A 22,609-nucleotide genomic window follows, 5' to 3' on the forward strand; every position below is an offset into this window, starting at 1 on the left:
CATTAGCCTCGGCCGAGACGCATTTCACGTTCCGGTTCAGTTAAGGATGCCAGGAAAGAGTCGCGTTCAAAGACGCGAGTCATGTAGCCTTTCAGCTCTTTCGCGCCAGGACCGCTGAACTCTACGCCCAGGGTTGGCAGACGCCACAGCAGCGGAGCCAGGTAGCAATCTACCAGGCTGAACTCGTCGCTCAGGAAGAAAGGCTTTTGACCAAATACCGGCGCAATCGCCAGCAGCTCTTCACGCAGCTGTTTACGTGCAGCATCCGCTTCAGAAGAGGAACCGTTGACAATAACGTTCATCAGCGAGTACCAGTCTTTCTCGATACGCTGCATGTACAGGCGGCTTTCACCACGCGCAACAGGATAAACAGGCATCAGCGGCGGATGCGGGAAACGCTCATCCAGGTATTCCATAATGATACGGGATTCCCACAGGGTCAGCTCGCGATCCACCAGCGTCGGTACGCTTTGGCTCGGGTTGAGATCGATCAGATCCTGAGGCGGGTTATCCTTTTCCACATGCTCGATCTCAAAACTGACACCCTTCTCGGCCAGCACGATACGAACCTGATGGCTATAAATGTCAGTAGGACCAGAAAACAGCGTCATTACCGAACGTTTGTTGGCAGCGACAGCCATGAAAACCTCCAGGTATATTCAGAATTTTTACTGCTACCAGCCCAACGGGGCCAGCCAGATGATGTATCGCCCATCCCAGAGAAGACACATTGTTCAAGAATCGAACAAAAATCGAGTATTCACCGATATTTGGGCAGAAAATTGGATGATAGTTTACCAGATTTTGATGGCTTTGTGGTGAGGGGATTCCGGAAATGTGGAAAAAGAGAAGATATATGAAATGTTACTGTGGATAACCTGCGTATTATCCATAAAAAAACCCGCCGAAGCGGGTTTTTCGCCAATCGTTCTGCGTAAGCAGAATGGATTAACGTTTGGAGAACTGTGGACGACGACGTGCTTTACGCAGACCCACTTTCTTACGTTCAACCTGACGCGCGTCACGAGTAACGAAGCCAGCTTTACGCAGTTCAGAACGCAGGGATTCGTCGTACTCCATCAGAGCGCGGGTGATACCGTGACGGATCGCACCTGCCTGACCGGAGATACCACCACCTTTAACGGTGATGTACAGATCCAGTTTTTCTACCATATCAACCAGTTCCAGCGGCTGGCGAACTACCATGCGGGCAGTTTCGCGACCGAAGTATTGTTCCAGAGAACGCTGGTTGATTACGATTTTACCACTGCCCGGTTTGATGAAAACGCGAGCTGCGGAACTTTTGCGGCGACCAGTGCCGTAGTATTGATTTTCAGCCATTGCCTATAATCCCGATTAGATGTCAAGAACTTGCGGTTGCTGTGCCGCGTGGTTGTGCTCGTTGCCTGCGTAAACTTTCAGTTTACGGAACATAGCACGACCCAGCGGGCCTTTTGGCAGCATGCCTTTAACCGCGATTTCAATCACACGCTCAGGACGGCGGGCAATCATCTCTTCAAAGGTCGCTTCTTTGATACCACCGATGTGGCCGGTGTGGTGGTAGTACATTTTGTCAGTACGCTTGTTGCCGGTAACAGCAACTTTGTCAGCGTTCAGAACGATGATGTAATCACCGGTATCAACGTGCGGAGTGTATTCCGCTTTATGCTTACCGCGCAGGCGACGAGCCAGTTCAGTAGCCAGACGGCCCAGAGTTTTACCGGTCGCGTCAACAACATACCAGTCGCGCTGTACGGTTTCTGGTTTAGCTGTAAAAGTTTTCATTAAAAGCTTACCCAAATAATAAGTTACACGTTGGTGAACACCCAAACGTTTAGTCAGTTGAGGTTCACACGACAAAGTCCGGCAAACCTACCCCTTCGAATAGCACATGCCGACACATAGAAAGTTTCGGGAAAAAAACCTTCTCGTAACGTGGGGTCGCAAGATTATAGAGAAGTTGAGGTCAAAGATCGACCCTTAAATGTGATTTGGAATGGGTTTTTCGGGGTTGCGTACTGTGCGGTCTGGTGCCTTCACCCCCAGCCCCTCTCCCACGGGGAGAGGGGCGCATTTATTACGGCATATGCTCACGCTTGAGGTACTCTTCGCTCTGCATCTCTTGCAGGCGCGACAGGCAGCGCTGGAACTCAAACTTCAGGCGCTCGCCCTGATAGATCTCATATAAAGGCACCTCGGCGCTGACCACCAGCTTAACGTGGCGCTCGTAAAACTCATCTACCAGCGCGATGAAGCGGCGCGCTTCGCTCTCCATGAGTGGGGTCATAACGGGCACATCCCACAACATAACGGTATGGAACAGACGTGAAAGCGCAATGTAGTCATGCTGGCTGCGGGCGTCCACGCAGAGCGTTGCAAACGAGACGGCCAGCGTCTGGTTCTCTACGCCAAGCGTCGACAACGGGCGATGATTAATCTCCAGCGCTGGCGCCTTATCCCGCGGCGCCCCTGCCAGCGCCAGCCACAGTTTATCCATCTCGCTGGCTGTGTCGGCGTTCAGCGGTGAAAGCCACAGGTGCGCCTGCGTTAATGTGCGCAGACGATAATCGACGCCGGCATCGACATTCATGATGTCGCAGTGCTGTTTAATGGCATCTATGGCTGGCAGGAAACGCGCCCGCTGAAGACCATTGCGATAAAGCTCATCCGGCGGGATATTTGAGGTCGCCACCAGGGTGATCCCACGCGCAAACAGCGCTTTCATGAGGCCCCCCAGCAGCATGGCATCCGTAATATCGGAAACAAAGAACTCGTCGAAGCAGAGCACGTCCGTTTCCGCCTTGAAGCGATCGGCCACAATCTCCAGCGGGTCGGTTTCGCCCTGGAGCGCCGTCAGCTCTTCATGGACCCGCAGCATAAAACGGTGAAAGTGCAGACGCTGCTTACGCGTGCCGGGCAGGCTCTGGTAGAACATGTCCATCAGCCAGGTCTTACCCCGCCCAACGCCACCCCACATATATAATCCACGAACCGGTGCGTTTACCGTGGGCTCTTTTTTGCCCAGTAAACGGCCGAATGCCGCCTTCAGCCCACTGCTCTGCACCGCATCGGCGGGTTTCGCCAGAATTTCCTGATAAATCGTGTCCAGGCGGTTAACCGCTTCACGCTGGACATCATCCGGCTGGTGTGTGCCCTCGCTCAGGGCCAGTTGGTAACGCGATGAAGGGGACAGGTTTTGCATGATGTTGTTGTTATTCCTTTAGTTAAACCTCACCAGCGCGCGTGGCTGATGAAAAAAAGGCCGTTCTACACTACGCGATGATACGTCAGGATTCCACTTCTGCGGAAATAGCGGTTATAGTGGCATAATCAGGCACAGGCAGGAGCCGAGCCAACACCCTACGGAACAACAAGACAACGGGAGAAGTTCATGACCTGGGAATATGCGCTAATCGGTTTAGTCGTCGGCATCATCATTGGTGCTGTGGCCATGCGTTTCGGTAACCGCAAATTGCGTCAGCAGCAGTCACTGCAATACGAACTGGAAAAGAACAAAGCCGAACTGGAAGAATATCGCGAAGAGCTGGTCAGCCACTTTGCCCGTAGCGCTGAGCTGCTGGACAACATGGCGACAGATTATCGCCAGCTCTACCAGCACATGGCGAAAAGCTCCAGCAGCCTGCTGCCGGAAATGACCGCGGAGACCAACCCCTTCCGCAATCGTCTGGCTGATTCTGAAGCCGGTAACGATCAGGCACCGGTTCAGATGCCACGCGACTATTCAGACGGCGCGTCCGGCCTGCTGCGCGGTGGCGTAAAACGCGATTAATCGCACAACCTGAATAAATTTTACGGGCGCACCTTATGCGCCCGTCCTTTCTTCCCGTCCCCAGCTATTATTTAGTCAAACACCTCATTGTTCAGCGGTTGAAAATTCAATAACATCAAGATGTTTTTGGGGCCGTTCTTTTTCATTCCAGGATACGAGAGTCAGCATCGATGAAGAAAAAAAACCAGCTGTTGAGCGCCTTAGCGTTAAGTGTCGGGTTATCTCTCTCGGCGTCCTTCCCCGCCAGTGCGGCACTGCCTTCGCAGGTGCCTGGACAAGAAGCCATTCCCAGCCTTGCGCCGATGCTTGAAAAAGTCCTGCCTGCGGTAGTCAGCGTTCAGGTGGAAGGGACGGCACGCCAAAGCCAGCGTATTCCCGAAGAGCTGAAGAAATATTTTGGCGAAGACGCGCCGGATCAGCAGGCTCAGCCGTTTGAAGGTCTGGGCTCAGGGGTAATTATCGACGCGGCTAAGGGCTATATCCTGACCAATAACCACGTGATCAGCCAGGCCGATAAAATCAGCGTTCAGCTGAACGATGGCCGGGAGTTTGACGCCAAACTGATCGGCGGTGACGATCAGAGTGATATCGCCCTGCTACAGGTACAAAACCCCAGCAACCTGACCCAGATCGCCATTGCTGATTCCGATAAGCTGCGCGTCGGTGATTTTGCTGTCGCGGTCGGTAACCCGTTCGGCTTAGGCCAGACCGCCACCTCCGGAATTGTCTCCGCCCTGGGGCGCAGCGGCCTGAATCTCGAAGGGCTGGAAAATTTCATCCAGACCGATGCCTCCATCAACCGGGGCAACTCCGGCGGTGCGCTGCTTAATCTGAACGGTGAGCTGATCGGCATCAACACCGCTATCCTCGCGCCAGGCGGCGGCAGCATCGGGATTGGTTTTGCCATTCCGAGCAACATGGCGAAAACTCTGTCTCAACAGCTGATTCAGTTTGGCGAGGTTAAGCGCGGTCTGCTGGGCATCAAAGGCATGGAGATGAGCGCCGATATCGCCAAAGCCTTTAAGCTCAACGTCCAGCGCGGGGCGTTTGTCAGCGAAGTGCTGCCCAACTCAGGCTCTGCGAAAGCGGGCGTGAAATCCGGTGACGTTATTGTCAGCCTGAACGATAAACCGCTGAGCAGCTTCGCTGAATTACGTTCGCGTATTGCCACCACGGAGCCTGGCGCTAAAGTGAAGCTGGGCCTGATCCGCGAGGGCAAACCGCTGACCGTGGAAGTGACGCTGGACAAGAGCACCTCCTCTTCCGCCAGCGCAGAACAGATCTCCCCGGCTCTACAGGGCGCTACGCTGAGCGACGGTCAGCTTAAAAACGGCACGAAAGGCATTTCTGTCACTACCGTTGAGAAGAGCAGCCCGGCCGCGCAGGCAGGTTTGCATCAGGACGACGTGATCGTGGGCGTGAACCGTACTCGCGTGCAGTCTATTGCCGAAATGCGTAAGGTGCTGGAGAGTAAACCGGCGGTCATTGCCCTGCAAATTATCCGTGGCAACGATACCCTCTACATTTTACTGCGTTAACCATTTGCGACTCCGGGCATCGCCGCTGCGTGTGATGTCCGGATAACTCATGTTATGCTGCAAACCGTTCCTTTTTTAACGACACACGCATCATGCTTTTAAAGCTCTTTCGTTCAATTGTCATTGGTTTGATCGTTGCCGGTCTGCTGCTGGTGGCTATGCCATCTTTACGCCAGTTCAACAAACTGTCGGCTCCTCAGTTCGACAGCACGGATGAAACGCCTGCGACGTACAATCAGGCGGTACGCCGTGCCGCCCCCGCCGTGGTTAACGTCTATAACCGCGGGCTTAACAGTTCTGCTCATAACCAGCTGGAGATCCGCACGCTCGGTTCCGGTGTGATCATGGATGACCGGGGCTACATCATCACCAATAAACACGTCATTAACGATGCCGACCAGATTATCGTCGCCTTGCAGGATGGCCGCGTGTTTGAAGCCCTGCTGGTGGGGTCGGACAGCCTGACCGATCTGGCGGTGCTGAAGATCAACGCCACCGGCGGTCTGCCGACTATCCCGATTAATCGCAAACGAACGCCGCATATCGGCGATGTGGTACTGGCGATCGGTAACCCGTACAACCTGGGCCAGACCATCACTCAGGGGATCATCAGCGCGACCGGTCGAATCGGCCTGAACCCGTCAGGGCGGCAGAACTTCCTGCAAACCGATGCCTCTATCAACCACGGTAACTCCGGCGGTGCGCTGGTGAACTCTCTGGGCGAACTGATGGGCATTAACACCCTCTCCTTCGACAAGAGCAACGACGGCGAAACACCGGAAGGGATTGGCTTTGCCATTCCATTCCAGCTGGCGACCAAGATCATGGACAAGCTGATCCGCGATGGCCGCGTGATCCGTGGCTACATCGGTATTGGTGGGCGTGAAATCGCACCGATGCATACGCAGGGCGGTGGTATCGATCAGATCCAGGGGATTGTGGTCAACGAAGTGGCGCCTGGCGGCCCGGCGGCCAATGCAGGTATCCAGGTGAACGACGTTATCCTTTCCGTCAACGGTACGCCAGCGGTCTCTGCGCTGGAAACCATGGACCAGGTGGCTGAGATTCGCCCGGGCTCCATCATCCCTGTTGAAGTCATGCGTAATGACAAGAAGCTGACGATCCAGGTCACCATCCAGGAATACCCGGCCACTAACTGACGGGCATAAAAAAACGGAGCTTAGCGCTCCGTTTTTTTTACCGGGACAAGATCACTTGTTAACGAACTCTTCGCCCAGCGTGATGTCTTTCTTCAGCGTATCCAGCATGCCTTCCATCGCGTTTTGCTCAAACGCGCTCAGCGTGCCGATAGACTTACGCTCTTCAACACCGTTTTTACCCAGCAGCAGCGGCTGAGAGAAGAAGCGCGCGTGTTCACCGTCGCCTTCAACATAGGCGCATTCAACAACGCCTTTTTCGCCCTGCAACGCGCGAACCAGAGACAGGCCGAAACGTGCCGCCGCCTGACCCATAGACAGGGTTGCAGAACCGCCACCCGCCTTCGCTTCCACCACTTCGGTGCCTGCGTTCTGAATGCGTTTAGTCAGGTCAGCCACTTCCTGCTCGGTGAAGCTCACGCCCGGGATCTGCGACAGCAGAGGCAGGATGGTCACGCCAGAGTGACCGCCGATAACCGGCACTTCCACTTCCGTTGGCTGCTTGCCTTTCAGCTCAGCCACGAAGGTGTTGGAGCGGATGATATCCAGCGTAGTTACGCCGAACAGTTTGTTCTTGTCGTAAACGCCTGCTTTCTTCAGTACTTCTGCTGCGATGGCAACGGTGGTGTTCACCGGGTTGGTGATGATACCGATGCACGCTTTCGGGCAGGTTTCAGCGATCTGCTGAACCAGGTTTTTCACGATGCCCGCGTTGACGTTGAACAGGTCTGAACGATCCATACCCGGTTTACGTGCAACACCCGCGGAGATCAGCACCACGTCGGCACCCTGCAACGCAGGACGCGCATCTTCACCGGAGAAGCCTTTGATTTTCACAGCTGTCGGGATGTGGCTCAGGTCAACCGCCACACCTGGGGTTACCGGAGCAATATCGTACAGGGAGAGTTCTGAGCCTGAAGGCAGTTGGGTTTTCAGTAGTAGGGCAAGCGCCTGGCCGATACCACCAGCAGCGCCGAGGACTGCGACTTTCATCCTAAACTCCTTATTATGGTTAACTTAAGTATCTGTAACTCCGTTGCGGCGACCATAATTCAGCACGTCATTAATTACAATTTTCATCGCTAAAGAATTTGAGGTCGCACGTCTTTCACCTTCACCTGAATACTATCGGGCTGTAGGCAACAACGAATTAAGAGGGGGTTACAATACACCCTGCCACGCCACCAAAACAACATCATTTTGATAACATTTAATTTACTTTTAAGGTTATTTGCGCGGCGTGACCCAGGCATGTTTTCCGATAACGAAATCTGATAAAATCTCTCCCTTTCATAACATTATTTCAGCCTGGCGTCAGGTAGATAATTTGCATAAAAATTCATCCACATGCATAATAATGTTGTTTCTATCGTCATATTCCGGGTGACTTATGCGAAGCTCGTCTAAGCAAGAAGAATTAGTGAAGGCGTTTAAAGCGCTACTCAAAGAAGAGAAATTCAGTTCTCAGGGAGAAATTGTTCAGGCGTTGCAGGAACAAGGCTTCGACAACATCAACCAGTCGAAGGTCTCTCGCATGTTAACCAAGTTTGGAGCGGTGCGTACGCGCAACGCCAAAATGGAAATGGTTTATTGCCTGCCTGCTGAACTTGGCGTGCCAACGACCTCCAGCCCGCTGAAAAACCTGGTTCTGGACATCGACTATAACGATGCCGTGGTCGTGATCCACACCAGCCCGGGCGCAGCCCAGCTGATTGCCCGCCTGCTGGACTCGCTGGGTAAAGCAGAGGGGATACTCGGAACCATCGCCGGTGATGACACCATTTTTACCACCCCGGCAAATGGTTTCTCGGTGAAAGACCTCTACGAAGCGATTCTGGTCCTGTTCGAACAGGAGCTGTAATTGTCTGCCCCGTAGCGCCTGACTGCGGGGATCATTCTGCTGCTTCCGCGTTTTACCCTGCTTTTCTCTGCCTGCTGTTTTTGCAAATAGTGCTTTTTACCGCCTGTTAACATTCATTCAGTGAATGATCTGCCGCAAAACCGCACAAAAAATCAAATTGATCTATCCCTTTGATTTAGAAAAGAAAAAACCATAAACCTCGCATTGTGGCGCTCCTTTTTATGCATTCGCGTTATAAAAAATGATTTTTTTAACACGTAATAACAGGGTAAACCATTAGCCTGGTATTAATTTTTAGCGTGATTAGTGTATACTTGATTTTGTGATCGGGGTCACAGAACAAAGACCCCAGTAAAATAATTGACGAGGTAAATAATCATGAAAATTAAAACCACTGTAGCTACCCTGAGCGTACTGTCAGTCCTGTCATTCGGTGCGTTTGCAGCCGACACCATTAATGCCGAACAGGCACAATCCCGTCAGGCTATCGGGACTGTTTCTGTTGGTGCCATCGGTACGTCTCCGATGGACATGCACGAAATGCTGAACAAAAAAGCGGAAGAACAGGGTGCGTCATCTTATCGCATCATCGAAGCGCGCAGTGGCGACCACTGGCACGCTACCGCAGAACTGTACAAATAAACCCTCGTCGTATCTCATCATACGACTTGCCCCTGACCTCCCGGTCAGGGGCTTTTTTATCACTGGCGCACGTTGAAACGCAGTTGCCCTTCCAGCTCCTCCTCCGCTTCATCAAACAATAAAATCAATGCGCCAAAGCGTCTGCGCAGTTTTTCAGGCAGATGGGTAAATTCGATTTCCAGCGGTAACGGCAGCCTGTCGCCGGTAACCACATCCCACAGCATATCAAGATTGCTTACGCTGCCCCGCTCCAGGTCGAACGCCCGAATAAACTCGCGATAGAAGTCTTCCTGACTCTCAATTTCGTCAAAATCAAAGGTATAAATTTTCATTGCCAGCCACCCGGTACAGGCGGGCGGCAAATGCCGCCCTGTCTATTATAATCCCCCGATATGCAGGGTTTTAACTTCCAGAAACTCCTCCAGCCCCAGCACGGACCCCTCGCGGCCCAGCCCGGACTCTTTTACGCCCCCAAACGGACCCAGTTCGGTCGAGACCGCACATTCATTAATTCCGATCATGCCGCTCTCAATGGCCTGTGAGACGCGGAACACGCGCGAAAGATTCTGGGTATAAAAGTAGGCCGCCAGCCCGTAAGGCGTATTGTTAGCGCGCATAACCACTTCGTCTTCCGACGTGAAGCGGAAGCAGGCGGCTACGGGACCAAAGGTCTCCTCTTCTGCCAGCTTCATGCCTTCATGGCAGTCACCGAGTACGGTTGGCATCCAGAAGTTGCCGCCAAGTTCGTGCGGTTTACCCCCAGCCAGCACCGTGGCGCCCTTCGCTACCGCATCTTCGACGTGCTCACGCACTTTCTCGACAGCCGAAGGCTCAATCAGCGGGCCGACAACGACGCCCTCGTCCAGACCGTTACCCACCTTCAGCGCCTTCACCGCATCGGCAAGTTGATTGACGAACTTGTCATAGACCGTCTCCTGAATATAGAAACGGTTTACGCTGACGCAGACCTGCCCGGCGTTACGGAACTTATTGGCGATCGCGCCTTTGACGGCGGCATCAATATCCGCGTCCTCGAAAACGATATACGGCGCATTACCGCCCAGCTCCATCGATACCTTTTTCATGGTCTCTGCGGAATTGCGAACCAGCGTTTTCCCGACGGCGGTTGAACCCGTAAACGAGATTTTGCGCACGTCATGGCTGGCCATAATGGCGTCGCTAATTTCTGAGGTGCTCCCCGCGACCGCATTCAGCACACCATCCGGCACACCGGCCTGCTTCGCCAGCGTCAGCAGCGCAAAGGCGCTCAGCGGCGTGTTGTTTGCAGGTTTGATCACGCCGGTACATCCTGCTGCCAGCGCCGGGCCGAGCTTACGGGTGAGCATAGCCATCGGGAAATTCCATGGCGTGATAGCAGCAACCACCCCGACAGGTTCACGAGTGGCCAGAATACGGGAGCCAGGTTTAACCGGAGGAATGATTTCACCGTTGGCGCGCTTGGCCTGCTCGGCAAACCACTGAATGAAGCTGGCAGCGTAGTCCACCTCACCTTCAGCCTCTTTCAGCGGCTTGCCCTGCTCGGTAGTCATCAGCCGCCCGAGCCAGCTTTTGTTCTCGATAATCAGTTCATACCAGCGATAGAGGATCGCGGAACGCTCTTTTGCCGTTTTTGCGCGCCATGCGGGAAAGGCCTTCGTCGCGGCCACAATGGCCTCTTCGGTTTCGGCTTTTCCTGCTTTCGCCACTTTCGCAATGACCTCGCCCGTGGCCGGGTTTAGCACATCAAACGTGGTGTCGAGTGTTTTCCAGATACCGTTGACCAGATACCCGGTCTGAAAAAGAATACTGTCCTGAAGAGCCTGGGTTGTCATGTGTCCTCCCTTCCTGAATGTTTGAACCTGCAAGAATAAGTATAGCCACAAAAAAACCGACGCTTTTGGCGTCGGTTTTCTCTTCGTTAGCTGTCTGTCAGCGCATTCTGGTAGCGGTGTAGCATAAACACCAGCCGCTCTACCGGCTCGGTAACCTGCGGCGGCGCTTCCCAGATCCGCAGTTTCTCCTGGTAGATATCCAGCTCCTCCAGCAGTTGCTTAAAGTAGCGGCGACGTTTGTCATCACTGGATGCCGATATCACATGGTCCGCCGTGCGCCGTAGCTGGCGGTGGAAGGCGGACAAATCGTCGTTGATCGGCACTGGCGCGTTCCGCAGACGCTGGTGCGCGATAATCATGGTTAACGCCAGGCGGAAGCGGGCGACATCGCCCGGGAATTTATTCAGCAACAGGAACAGCTGCTGATAGAGCGCCGGCAGGTGGTTCTCCTTGCGCCGCGCGGTGTTGGTGGTCAAGGACGATACGGCGGCCGATACAAACTGATTCAGCAGCACGCGCCCTGTCCGCGCCTGAGAGTTATCCCGCACCAGCAGGATCACCATCATTGCCAGGAAACAGCCCACCAGCTGACCTAGTGCGCTATCCAGGAACTGACTGAAATGGAAGGTCATCGGGTTATCCAGCACGATGATGTTAATCGTACTCGCCAGTGCGCCTAACGATCCCAGACGGCGTTTTTGTACCTCAATCCCGATAAAGAACGCCATCACCGCCAGGCTGATGCAGAGCAAAAGCATGCTTTGCTGCGTCGAGGGAATAATCACCAGGAAGTAGAGCGCGCCAATGGGTAACGCCGCAATGGTGCCGTACAGAAAATCGATCGCGACCATGCGCGGGTTGGGCAGACGCATCGCCAGCGCGGTGACGACGGCAATCATCACCATCGCGCCGCTGCCAGACGTCCAGCCGGTCCACAGCCAGAACAGCGTGCCGAGTATACAGGCCAGGGTGGTACGCCAGAAGTTAACCATCGCATGATGGCGCTCGGCGGATTCAGGTTTGATCACCACTTCGCCCTGTAACACCTCTTCTTCCGCCGCACTGATTTTGGTGTTGCTAATCACGCCGCGTTTCAGGAGCAGGTAGCGCGTTGCGGCGCCTACCCAGGTATAAATGGTGACTGGCGTATCCCGTTCTCCTGTCCACGCAATCACACGACGCATGCGTTTAAGCTGTCGATGCACGTCCTGCACCGTCTCCACAGGCTCATCAAACAGTTCGCGGAAAGTATCCGTTACCACTTCGGGGCGGGTGTTCTGAATCAGGTAGGTTTCACACGCTTGGGTGATCAGCGTTAACGAGACGGTATTGATCGCTTTCAGACGACGGTTGGCCCGCTCCCAGCGGGAAGACTCCATATTGAGGTTACTGCGCATCCCTTCCAGCGCCTGCGTGCGGCGCACCAGCGCACTCCAGGCCTTGTCGACCTCTTCGCTGTCGCCGTGCTTAATGCACAGCTGCATGAGCTGGTACTGAGCAACAATCAGCGCGTCCAGCTCACGATCGACTTCCTGCTTGATGGATCGCGGAGAGAAGAGCAGGTCTGCGACAATCGCGCAGACGATACCAATGACAATCTCGCTGCAACGTTCCACGGCGAACTGCGGAGCAAGCAGCGGTTCACTCTGAATGGTGATGATAATAATCAGCGCGGTATATCCCGCCAGACCCCAGGCGTACGAGTTCTCCACCTTCACCAGCGAAGAGACCCAGGTGCAAAAACCCGCCCAGATACAGCATACAATCAGCATCAGCAGCGGCGTGCGGATCATCAGGATGATAATGGTCAGGGCGGCGATACAGCCGATAAAGGTGCCGATAATACGCAGCATCCCGCGATAGCGAATTGCCCCGGAGTAAGGTTCGCCACCCGCCGCGAAGGCAGGACCGGCGGCGACGATCGCGGCGGTCAGAACGGCCCAGCGCGGCGTTTCAAGCTGGAAATGGAAGCCAACAAACAGCGCCAGCACAATGGCGCATGCCAGCTTCACGGCGAAGCGGATGTGCTGGCTGGCGATGGAAAAAATGCCCATAGCGATCAACCAAACTCGCGCAGGCGATGGGCGATTTGACGGAAGATAGAATCCTGGCTGGCATCACGGTCTTTTTCACCCGTGATCACCACCGTCGCCGTGGTGCCTGCGGGCCAGAGGTTGCTCTGCTGCTCATCCAGACGAATGCGTACCGGTACGCGCTGCGCCAGACGAACCCACTCGAGGTTAGAATCGACGGTCGCCATCCCTTTTGAATCATTGGTACTGCTGGAGTTGGTCACCCCCGCGGCCACGCTGTCCACGGTTCCCTTCAGGACCCGGTTGCTGCCGAGCGGCGTGATTTCGGCGCGATAGCCCGGACGCACGCCTTCCAGCTTGGTCTCTTCCATATAGGCGAGGACGTAGAAAGAGTTCTGTTTCACCAGCGCCACGGCCGTAGAGCCGCGCGTGATAAACTCGCCCGCATAGACATTGAGGTTGGTCACCCAGCCATCGGACGGGGCGCGGATAACGGTACGTTCCAGATCGAGCTTCGCCAGATCGCGCGTCGCCTGCGCTTTTGCCAGCTGATGCAGCACGGTTTGCAGCACGTTATTGGACTGGTCAATCTCTTCCCGGGACATGGCCTGGATGCCCAGCTTGTTACGGCGTCCTGCTTCACGGCGTTTTTCAGAGGCCAGCGCGTTGTAATACGCCACGTCTGCTTCCGCTTCTTCCAGCGCTTTTTGATAGCGCGGCTGGTCGATGGTGAACAGCACCTGATCTTTTTTCACCAGTTGGTTATCGTGGACGTTGACTGCCGTAATGAGACCGGCGACATCGGGCGCTATCGCGACCACCTCCGCGCTGAAACGCGCATCGCGCGTCCACGGGGATTCGGTGTAATAAACCCAGGCGCGAAAAATAGCGATGAACGCCAGGATGACCAGCGCCATAGTGATGGCAGTGCGGGAGATTTTTCTTGTTAGCGTTTTCACATCAACCTCAGACAAACATGCGCGATATTAAATAGAACAGGCAGCAATACAGCGCGGTATTGAACAATGCAGGATGCCAGACGAAATCATAAATCCCGGTAGGGACCAGCACCTTGCGCACCAGCCAGAAGATCGCCAGTGATAAAAGAAGCTCGAAAAATATCGGTGGGAACGACAAACCGAACACCACGATAACGGGAAACAGACTCATGTTGACCTTGATTAAAGAGAGTGCAGGTTACTGGATTTTTAAGCTCGCGCCGCCGCAGGAGAGCAAGAATTGCCGGGCGAGAGTGGCGCAGCCGTTATGTAATTAATAATATATTAACGTAACTGTTATGCTGTTATCTATCATATGTGATCTAAATCACTTTTAAGCCAGAGTGAATAATGGGACGTCTAAAACGCATGTCCGTCTTTGCGAAAGTGGTTGAGCAAGGCTCTTTTACCGCCGCAGCACGTCAGCTACAAATGAGCGTCTCATCCATTAGCCAGACAGTGTCAAAACTGGAAGATGAGCTTCAGGTGAAGCTGCTCAACCGCAGCACCCGCAGCATCGGGCTGACGGAAGCGGGTAAAATTTACTATCAGGGCTGCCGTCGAATGCTGCATGAAGTGCAGGACGTTCACGAGCAGCTCTATGCCTTTAACAACACGCCTATCGGCACGCTGCGTATCGGGTGTTCTTCAACTATGGCACAAAATGTTCTCGCTGCCATGACGGCGGAAATGCTGAAAGAGTATCCCGGTTTAACCGTTAATCTGGTTACGGGCATTCCGGCACCGGACCTGATTGCCGATGGGTTAGACGTGGTGATCCGCGTTGGCGCGTTGCAGGACTCTAGCCTGTTCTCGCGTCGACTGGGCAGCATGCCGATGGTGGTCTGCGCTTCGAAAAGCTACCTGGCACAGTATGGCGTGCCGGAGAAACCTGCCGATCTGAGCAACCACTCGTGGCTGGAATACAGCGTTCGGCCAGATAACGAATTTGAACTGATCGCGCCGGAAGGGCTTTCCACTAAACTGCTGCCTGAAGGCCGCTTCGTCACCAACGATCCGATGACCATCTCACGCTGGCTGGTGGCCGGGGCCGGGATCGCCTACGTACCGCTGATGTGGGTGATCAACGAGATCAACAGCGGCGTGCTGGAGATCCTCTTCCCGCGCTACCAGTCCGATCCGCGTCCGGTGTACGCGCTCTATACGGAAAAGGACAAGCTGCCGCTGAAGGTGCAGGTCTGTATTAACTATCTGACGGACTATTTTGTGGAAGTGGCGGAGCTGTTTCAGGGCATGCGGGGCAGAAGGAAAGAGTAGGCTTTTCCCCTCTCCCCGTTGAGGAGAGGGTTAGGGTGCGGGGGAAAATTTACGCCGTGCCGCCCACCGTCAGATTATCTACTTTCAGCGTAGGCTGACCGACGCCCACAGGCAGGCTCTGGCCCTCTTTGCCGCAAACGCCCACGCCGTTATCCAGCTTCAGATCGTTACCCACCATGGAAATCTGCTGCATGGCCTCAATGCCGGAGCCAATCAGGGTTGCGCCCTTCACCGCTTTGGTCACTTTGCCCTTCTCAATCAGATACGCCTCTGAGGTAGAGAAGACAAATTTGCCGGAGGTGATATCCACCTGACCGCCGCCAAAGTTTGGCGCGAAGATCCCGTAATCAACGGATTCGATAATCTCCTGCGGCGTGGATTTGCCCGGCAACATGTAGGTGTTGGTCATGCGCGGCATCGGCAGGTGCGCATAGGATTCGCGACGACCGTTACCCGTTGGCGCTACGCCCATCAGGCGCGCGTTAAGCTTGTCCTGCATGTAGCCTTTCAGTACGCCGTTTTCGATCAGCACGTTGTACTGGCCCGGCGTGCCTTCATCGTCGATAGAAATCGAGCCGCGACGGTCGAGCATGGTGCCATCATCCACCACGGTACACAGTTCGGAGGAGACAAGCTGCCCCATCTGACCGCTGAATACGGACGTCCCGCGACGGTTGAAATCACCCTCAAGGCCGTGACCGACCGCTTCGTGCAGCAGCACGCCAGGCCAGCCTGCGCCCAGAACCACCGGCAGCATACCGGCAGGTGCCGCCACGGCAGACAGGTTGACCAGCGCCATGCGCACGGCTTCTTTTGCCCACGCATCCGCGCGCGCTTCGCCGTCAACGTCGCCGAGGAACCAGTCATAGCCAAAACGACCGCCGCCACCGCTTGAGCCGCGCTCGCGCTTGCCGTCGTCTTCAACCTGCACGCTGATAGAGAGACGCACCAGCGGGCGAACATCCGCCGCCAGGGTACCGTCCGTCGCCGCCACCAGGATCAGTTCATAAACACCGGTCAGGCTGGCAGAGACTTCCTGCACGCGTTTATCCGCCGCGCGAGCCACTTTGTCCACGCGACGCAGGATGTCGAGCTTCTCTTCGCGGCTCATGCTTTGCAGCGGGTCGATGCTGGTATAGAGCGCAGCGTGCTGCACTTCACCCAGCGTTTTCACGCGACCATCTCCAGTATCACGCACAATGGTGCGCGCGGCCTGCGCGCTCTGCTCAAGTGCGGCGAGGCTAATCTGATCGGCATAAGCAAAACCGGTTTTCTCCCCGCTGACGGCGCGCACGCCGACGCCCTGGTCGATGTTGTAAGAGCCATCTTTAATGATGCTGTCTTCTAAAACCCAGGATTCGTGATAGCTCGACTGGAAATAGAGATCGCCGTAGTCGAGGCGGCGTTCGGTCAGTTGACCAAGAATGGAGAACAGGTCCTGATGGCTCAGGCCGTTCGCTGCGAGCAAATGTTCACTTACCAGGTTCAGACTCATCTATTGCTACTCGTTCGTTGCCGCCCGGGGCGGTATAAAGATCGTATTTATTGAGAGTGAGGCAATTACCTGCCCACGTCAAATCATTGCGGTGCTTCTTTGCGCGGCTGGCGCAGCACCTCGTTAATCTGCGGTTTATCGACCGGACCGGTAATGCGATAGCGCAGAATAGAGACCTTGCTCCACAGCGGCCCCAGCACTTTACTGGCGGCAAACACCGCCGCACCGACAATCGGGTTCACCACAAAGGCCGCCGCAACGCCCACGCTTGCGGATATTTCCGGCGCCACCACGGCTTCCATATCCAGTTCGCGACGCACGAGGTTGACCGAGCCTTTCATGGCGATATCCGCTTCCAGGCCATCCACCAGCGTATCGTCCGTATGCAGAACGCCGTCTTTGATCCACGCCGTACTGCGAATGGAATCGTAGTAGAAACCTTCGCTGAAGGTGTCGCTGAAATCGAAGCGCAGCTTGCGCAGCAGCGCATCAAAACTCAGCAGGCGCAGGATCTGCCCGGCGCGCCCCGTGCTCACGTCGGCAATCTCACCCTTACCGAAGTTGGTTTTCAGGATGCCGTTAAGCGAAGCTTCATCGGGTGTCCACGGCGCAGCGCGCCAGTGCAGATCGTAATTCACATCGAAGGACGATCCGCGAAGCGGCGTGCTAATGCCGAAGAAGTTAGCCGCGGCGTCCAGCTTATTGCCTTTAATATCGCCTTTCAGCGAGGTGCGTTGTTCACCCGGTTTGTTCACCCATTCGCCCGCGGCAGTCATGCGGCCAAAGCCGGTATCCACCAGCCCACCAGAGAGGCTCAGCGTATTTCCCTGAATGGCAAAATCACCGTCGATACGGCCATATTTCTGTCCCCACAGCCAGCACTCCGCGCAGCGCAGCTGGAGATCGGGCCAGCCGCTGAAATCCACGCGCGACGTCCCATTGCCACTGACAGGAGAAGTGCTTGTCGACTCTGCTTTAGACGCCGTAAAGGTCGGATTGTAATAGAGATAACGGATAGCCGCCTGCCATGGCGCGTGATCGCGCATGATCAACGAACCGTTGATCTCACGCCCCTGCGCCTCGACCTTTGAGCCGTTTACCGTCGGCCGGGAGACAATACTCAGGTTGTTCCACTGCTGCCCGCCCAGCGTCAGCGCAGGCGTGCGCAAGGTAATGGACTGCGGGAACTGCGCCGTTTGGTCGACGTTTTGCCCGACACCTTTCTGGAACAGTGCCAGCCACTCTGCGCCATCCATCGGCGGGAGATTCAGTTCAACGCCCGCCTGCTCCGGCAGCGGCGGCGTGGTACGGCTGTCCGTCGTCCAGATCGCCCTGTCCAGCGTCAGCTTGCGGTTAAGCAGCCAGCGGCTGTTGAAGTGGTTTGTTCCGCCCGCGTTTCCGGTTAAATCGAAGCTGTTAAGGTTGCCCGCAACCTTAACGTTGACGGGCAATGCTTCACCGCTTTTTTTATTCAGCGGCGCGGGAAGCTGGCTGCTGAGGTTTTTTAGATCGCCCGTAATGTCGACGTTATAGCGCGCACCGGCATGATAAGGCAGGTCGATGGCGACCTTGCCATTCCATGACACCGCACCGTCCACCGCATTCTCAATCGGCTTCGGCAGAACATCCATGCGTGACGGCTGCCAGTTCGCGTCCATATTGACCGCCACCTGGTAGGCTTTATCGCCCTCGGTGGTGGAGAAATCGATATTAACGGGTTGATTGAACCAGGTCACTTTCAGCGGCTCACTTTTCAGCGTGCCGTTAACAAAGCTGAACTGACCGCTGAGGTTTTTCAGGGTGCTGTCCAGCGGCTTGATATAGAGGCTGTTGTTATTAAGGCGAACGTCGCCTTTGGCGGTGGTCAATTCACCGTCCAGCGGGATATCCAGATGTAAGCGAGCATTCACATCGCCATCTAACTGCAACTGCTGAAGGGTGGCTGCCAGGGAGTCATTCAGCGGCGTATCTTCAAAGTACGGGCCAACCGCTTTACCCGGCCCCTTAATATCCGCATCAATCAGCAGCTTCTCTTTGGAATAATCCGGGATGTTTGCCGTCAGGTTGCTTGCCGTTACGCCGCCCAGCGCGACGCTGTCCGTCTTCATCCACAAGCCGTCATTCAGGAAGTTGAGTTCAATATCCAGATTCTTCAGCGCCGGCCAGTCTGGCTGAAAGGCATAGGTGGCGTTGCGTAGCGGCACCAGAACCTGGAACTGGCCTTCGTTGTGCTTATACGGGAACAGGTGCGGGTTGCCGCCGTAGACCAGCGTGGCGTTATCCGCCTGGCCGCCCTGAATAGCGCCGCTGAGATAGTCCACCAGCGCTTTCCCCATCAGGTTTTCCGGGAAGTAGCGCCACGCCTGCGAACCGTCATCCGTGCTGATGCCCGCCAGAATACCCAGCCACGGCTCATCGCCTTCAGGCTGTAGATAACGGAAATTACCGCGGGCATGTACCGCTTTGGCTTTTACATCAATATCGCGGCCATCGAGCTGAAAACCTTTGTCATTCTTCAGCCAGTTGAGAGTGGCATTTCCCTTTTCGATCTCCAGTGGCGCACGGAAGACCGTTTCGTACGGCATTTTCGCGTCCTGCATTTCTGCCGTCAGCCTGCCGTTTTCCACGCTTCCTTCCAGTTTACCGCTGAAGTGCTCGGCACCCGGCAGCAATTTCCACTGTTTCCATGCGAGATTTTTCCATGCCGCCTGAAAACGCGTCTTTTCCGTAGCCTGGAGCGGAATATCCAGCGCCAGCCGGTTTATCTGCCCGCTCGGCTGCGTCGCCAGCCAGATTTCGCCCAGCTCCGGTGAAAGTTTTGCGGCCATTGAACGCAGCCCTTCGATCGCCGTCAGATCCAGGTTACTGGCGCGGATACGCAGCTCGTCGCTGCGTTTACCGTTTATCCCGCCGACGTCCTGTTCCGGCATCCACGCCAGCGTCAGCGCGCCGCGCGGCCAGGGTTTGTTATCCATGGAGATGCGCGTATCCGGAATGGCGAACTGCCAGCCGCCTTTATCCTGCGTCACGTGTGCGGTGAGGTTATCGACGGAAAGTTGATGCTGATGGTTTTCCCCTTTCCAGCTCGCGCCCCCCTGCTTAAGCCAGATATCGCCGCTGGCGAACGCCCCGTTCGTCAGCGTCATCCAGCCTTCCAGGCTGAAGCGCGCGGTCTCCAGCTGCATGTTCTGCTGTAGCCACTCACCGAGCCACGGCTTCACGTCCACGTCGTCCGCCTGTAGCCAGACCCTGCCGTTGTTCAGCAGGCCATTGTCGTCACGCAGATCCATCCGCACCTGCATAACCCCGTGCTGCCCGTTCAGGCTGGAGAGATTCACCTGCCCCTCGGCGCGGTGGCGATCTTTCCCGTTTAACCAGGTCAGCTGAGGGATCGCCAGCTCAGCGCGCTGACCGGAAAGAGTAATAAAGCTCACTTCGCTGTCGCGCAGATCGAAATGATCGAACTGCCGCAGGAACAGATCGCTGATACGGCTGGTTTCCAGCCCTCGATCGCTGTCGCCGCTTTGCAGCGGCGTGTTAGTCATCAGCTGAAGTTGCCAGAAGGTGAGATCGCGAAACTGCCAGCGCAGATGCAGCAGGCTTTGCCAGACATCCAGCGCCAGGGTGACGCGTTTGATTTTGAGGTGGCCGCCATCTTTCAGGCTGGCGTGGATATCCCGCGCATCTAGCGTCGGGCCAAAGTTCTGCCAGCTTGCCTCGATATGACTCACGTCCACCGGCAGGCCGGTGGCGGATTCGATTTTTGCCAGGATCTGCGGACGCCAGCTGTCCAGATGCGGCAAGGCGAGACGCAGCCCGCTCACGAGCAACGCGACAATCACGACCAGCGTTGCCCCTGTAAGCAGTAAAATCCCCGGCAATCGCCTCACGCGTCTCTCCTTGTCAGCCTTAAATCTCGCAGCGAACTGCGTTTACATCATGACGACGTCAAACTGCTCCTGGTTATAGAGCGGCTCAATTTGCACTTTTACCTGTTTGCCGACAAAGATTTCCACTTCCGCCAGCGCGTGCGACTCTTCCCCTTTCAGGGCCTCCGCCACCGCAGGGGAAGCATAGACCAGAAAACGGTCTGAGTCGTAGGCATGATGGACACGGACAATTTCACGCATGATCTCGTAGCAGACCGTCTCCACCGTCTTTACCGTTCCGCGTCCATGGCAGGTTGGACACTCATTACACAGGACATGTTCCACGCTTTCGCGGGTCCGTTTCCGGGTCATTTCCACAAGACCGAGCTGCGAGAAGCCATTGATGCTGGTTTTCACGCGGTCCTTACTCAGCGCCTGCTCCAGAGAGTGCAGCACGCGACGGCGGTGATCTTCATTGTTCATATCGATAAAGTCGATGATGATAATGCCGCCCAGATTACGCAGGCGAAGCTGACGCGCGATGGCCTGCGTCGCTTCGATGTTGGTGTTGAAGATGGTGTCATCGAGGTTGCGATGGCCGACAAACGCGCCGGTGTTGATATCGACGGTGGTCATCGCTTCGGTTTGATCGATGATCAGATAGCCACCCGATTTCAGCTCAACCTTACGCTCCAGCGCACGCTGGATTTCGTTTTCAACGTCATAGAGGTCAAATATCGGCTGGCGTCCGGTGTAATGCTCCAGCAGACCCGGCATTTCCGGGATGTACTCGGCGGTGAACTCCAGTAAGGCTTCGTACGTCAGACGGGAGTCCACGCGGATGCGGTCAAGCTGGGCGTCGGCGAAATCACGTAATACGCGCTGAGCGAGCGCCAGCTCACCGTACAGCCGGTAGCGGGTCTGGTTGCGTTTTTTACGCTCCATCACTTTGGTCCAGACGCGCTTCAGGTAGGCCGCATCCGAGGCGAGATCTTCTTCGCTGATCCCTTCCGCCGCGGTACGGATAATAAACCCGCCCTGCTCGTCGCAGTAGGCGCTGACCACCTTTTTCAGGCGCTCACGCTCGCTTTCGCTCTCAATACGCTGTGACACGCCGACGTGCGACGCCCCCGGCATAAAGACCAGATAGCGTGAAGGCAGGGTGATGTCGGTGGTCAGACGCGCGCCTTTAGTGCCCAGCGGATCTTTTACCACCTGCACCATCAGATCCTGGCCCTGACGCACCAGCTCAGAGATGTCGCGCACGGCAAACTGCTTTTGCTCTTCGCCTGCCACACATTCGGTGTGCGGCATGATATCGGAGGCATGTAAAAACGCCGCCTTATCGAGCCCAATATCTACAAAAGCCGCCTGCATACCCGGCAGGACACGACTGACACGACCTTTGTAGATATTGCCTACGATTCCGCGTCGCGCTTCACGCTCAATATGAATTTCCTGAAGAATGCCACCATCAATGTAGGCCACACGGGTTTCCGATGGCGTTACGTTTACCAACAATTCAGCCGTCATAATTATCCCTTCCCTCACGCAGTGAGTTAAAATTGCTCAGCAACTCATACGTTTCCACCAGCGGTAAGCCGACTACGGCGTGATAGCTGCCATTTATCTTCCTGACAAAACAGCCACCCAACCCTTGAATACCGTATGCACCTGCTTTATCCATAGGTTCACCGCTGGCGATATAGCCGGCGATCTCCTCGTCGGTGAGGACTCTGAACGTCACTTCCGTTACCACAAGGCAATCCAGAACGTACTGGCTGTCTGCCAGCGCTACCGCCGTCATCACCTGATGGGTTTGTCCGGACATGTTACGCAGCATCCGCGCCGCATGGTCTGCGTCGCGGGGTTTCTCAAGCACCTCACCATTGAGAATGACAATGGTATCCGCACCCAGCACCGGTAAGTCACGCGGCACGCATGCCACGCCCGCCTGCGCTTTTTCACGCGCCAGACGAGAGACATACTGCTGAGCGCTTTCACCCTCAGCACGTTTTTCTTCAATACCGGTAACGATGCGTTCGAAGGAGACACCCAACTGCGCGAGCAGTTCCTGGCGACGCGGAGAACCGGAGGCAAGATACAAAGACGTCAT

At 55.5% G+C, this 22,609-nt stretch carries 20 protein-coding genes; 6 read left to right on the forward strand and 14 right to left on the reverse strand.

Annotation, left to right across the window (positions count from 1 at the left end):
- Window positions 1–2: 2 nt before the first annotated feature.
- The 4 genes from sspA to zapE form a co-directional block, all read right to left on the reverse strand.
- Window positions 3–641 (reverse strand): stringent starvation protein SspA, encoded by a 639-nt coding sequence (sspA, locus tag O1724_RS20655; protein ID WP_003860438.1) that lies wholly within the window; start codon window positions 639–641, stop codon window positions 3–5.
- 307 nt (window positions 642–948) lie between these two features.
- On the reverse strand, window positions 949–1,341 hold the full coding sequence (gene rpsI / locus O1724_RS20660; protein ID WP_003860436.1) for a 30S ribosomal protein S9: 393 nt from the start codon (window positions 1,339–1,341) through the stop codon (window positions 949–951).
- Window positions 1,342–1,356: 15 nt separating this feature from the next.
- Window positions 1,357–1,785, reverse strand: coding sequence for a 50S ribosomal protein L13 (gene rplM, locus O1724_RS20665; protein ID WP_003860434.1), 429 nt, complete (start codon window positions 1,783–1,785; stop codon window positions 1,357–1,359).
- A 292-nt stretch (window positions 1,786–2,077) separates the two neighbouring features.
- Entirely contained in the window at window positions 2,078–3,202 is a 1,125-nt protein-coding gene (zapE, locus tag O1724_RS20670) for a cell division protein ZapE (RefSeq protein ID WP_022651925.1), read from the reverse strand.
- A gap of 189 nt (window positions 3,203–3,391) precedes the next feature.
- Here zapE and zapG point away from each other — a divergent pair, with 189 nt between their 5' ends.
- From zapG to degS, 3 genes are all read left to right on the forward strand, one after another.
- A complete protein-coding gene (gene zapG / locus O1724_RS20675) occupies window positions 3,392–3,790 on the forward strand; it encodes a Z-ring associated protein ZapG (protein ID WP_003860432.1) in 399 nt (132 codons plus the stop codon).
- A gap of 170 nt (window positions 3,791–3,960) precedes the next feature.
- Window positions 3,961–5,328, forward strand: coding sequence for a serine endoprotease DegQ (degQ, locus tag O1724_RS20680; protein ID WP_006812158.1), 1,368 nt, complete (start codon window positions 3,961–3,963; stop codon window positions 5,326–5,328).
- Between the two features lie 92 nt (window positions 5,329–5,420).
- On the forward strand, window positions 5,421–6,488 hold the full coding sequence (gene degS / locus O1724_RS20685; protein WP_003860430.1) for an outer membrane-stress sensor serine endopeptidase DegS: 1,068 nt from the start codon (window positions 5,421–5,423) through the stop codon (window positions 6,486–6,488).
- A 51-nt stretch (window positions 6,489–6,539) separates the two neighbouring features.
- On the opposite strand, the gene mdh is transcribed toward degS, so the two are convergent.
- Window positions 6,540–7,478: a malate dehydrogenase gene (mdh, locus tag O1724_RS20690; RefSeq protein ID WP_003860429.1), complete on the reverse strand. Its 939-nt coding sequence runs from the start codon at window positions 7,476–7,478 to the stop codon at window positions 6,540–6,542.
- Between the two features lie 397 nt (window positions 7,479–7,875).
- Between mdh and argR the strand changes: the two genes are divergently transcribed.
- Together argR and yhcN are read left to right on the forward strand one after the other, a co-directional pair.
- A complete protein-coding gene (gene argR, locus O1724_RS20695) occupies window positions 7,876–8,346 on the forward strand; it encodes a transcriptional regulator ArgR (RefSeq protein WP_003860428.1) in 471 nt (156 codons plus the stop codon).
- Between the two features lie 378 nt (window positions 8,347–8,724).
- A complete protein-coding gene (gene yhcN / locus O1724_RS20700) occupies window positions 8,725–8,988 on the forward strand; it encodes a peroxide/acid stress response protein YhcN (protein WP_003860426.1) in 264 nt (87 codons plus the stop codon).
- A 59-nt stretch (window positions 8,989–9,047) separates the two neighbouring features.
- Here yhcN and O1724_RS20705 read toward each other — a convergent pair whose 3' ends face one another.
- From O1724_RS20705 to aaeX, 5 genes are all read right to left on the reverse strand, one after another.
- Complete coding sequence (locus O1724_RS20705) at window positions 9,048–9,320, reverse strand: barstar family protein (RefSeq protein ID WP_003860424.1); 273 nt, start codon at window positions 9,318–9,320, stop codon at window positions 9,048–9,050.
- A gap of 45 nt (window positions 9,321–9,365) precedes the next feature.
- Entirely contained in the window at window positions 9,366–10,820 is a 1,455-nt protein-coding gene (locus O1724_RS20710; protein ID WP_003860422.1) for an NAD-dependent succinate-semialdehyde dehydrogenase, read from the reverse strand.
- Between the two features lie 86 nt (window positions 10,821–10,906).
- The gene (gene aaeB / locus O1724_RS20715) at window positions 10,907–12,874 is read right to left on the reverse strand and encodes a p-hydroxybenzoic acid efflux pump subunit AaeB (protein ID WP_003860418.1); all 1,968 of its coding nucleotides are present in this window, start codon (window positions 12,872–12,874) and stop codon (window positions 10,907–10,909) included.
- A 5-nt stretch (window positions 12,875–12,879) separates the two neighbouring features.
- A complete protein-coding gene (gene aaeA, locus O1724_RS20720; protein WP_003860417.1) occupies window positions 12,880–13,812 on the reverse strand; it encodes a p-hydroxybenzoic acid efflux pump subunit AaeA in 933 nt (310 codons plus the stop codon).
- A 7-nt stretch (window positions 13,813–13,819) separates the two neighbouring features.
- Window positions 13,820–14,023, reverse strand: coding sequence for a p-hydroxybenzoic acid efflux pump operon protein AaeX (gene aaeX, locus O1724_RS20725; protein WP_003860416.1), 204 nt, complete (start codon window positions 14,021–14,023; stop codon window positions 13,820–13,822).
- Between the two features lie 179 nt (window positions 14,024–14,202).
- Here aaeX and aaeR point away from each other — a divergent pair, with 179 nt between their 5' ends.
- A complete protein-coding gene (gene aaeR, locus O1724_RS20730; protein ID WP_126297093.1) occupies window positions 14,203–15,129 on the forward strand; it encodes an HTH-type transcriptional activator AaeR in 927 nt (308 codons plus the stop codon).
- 49 nt (window positions 15,130–15,178) lie between these two features.
- Here the strand turns inward: aaeR and tldD are convergent, their stop codons facing one another.
- The 4 genes from tldD to O1724_RS20750 all read right to left on the reverse strand — a co-directional run bounded on the left by tldD (window position 15,179) and on the right by O1724_RS20750 (window position 22,609).
- Window positions 15,179–16,624 carry a metalloprotease TldD gene (gene tldD, locus O1724_RS20735; protein WP_126297092.1) on the reverse strand — a complete coding sequence of 482 codons (1,446 nt, stop codon included), beginning with the start codon at window positions 16,622–16,624 and terminating at the stop codon, window positions 15,179–15,181.
- Between the two features lie 83 nt (window positions 16,625–16,707).
- Complete coding sequence (gene yhdP / locus O1724_RS20740; RefSeq protein ID WP_126297091.1) at window positions 16,708–20,514, reverse strand: AsmA2 domain-containing protein YhdP; 3,807 nt, start codon at window positions 20,512–20,514, stop codon at window positions 16,708–16,710.
- Between the two features lie 42 nt (window positions 20,515–20,556).
- On the reverse strand, window positions 20,557–22,026 hold the full coding sequence (gene rng / locus O1724_RS20745) for a ribonuclease G (protein WP_003860405.1): 1,470 nt from the start codon (window positions 22,024–22,026) through the stop codon (window positions 20,557–20,559).
- Complete coding sequence (locus O1724_RS20750; RefSeq protein WP_003860403.1) at window positions 22,016–22,609, reverse strand: Maf family protein; 594 nt, start codon at window positions 22,607–22,609, stop codon at window positions 22,016–22,018. The genes rng and O1724_RS20750 overlap by 11 nt, the downstream gene beginning before the upstream one ends.

This window comes from Enterobacter cloacae complex sp. HYC074_NIDB (genome assembly GCF_056673345.1).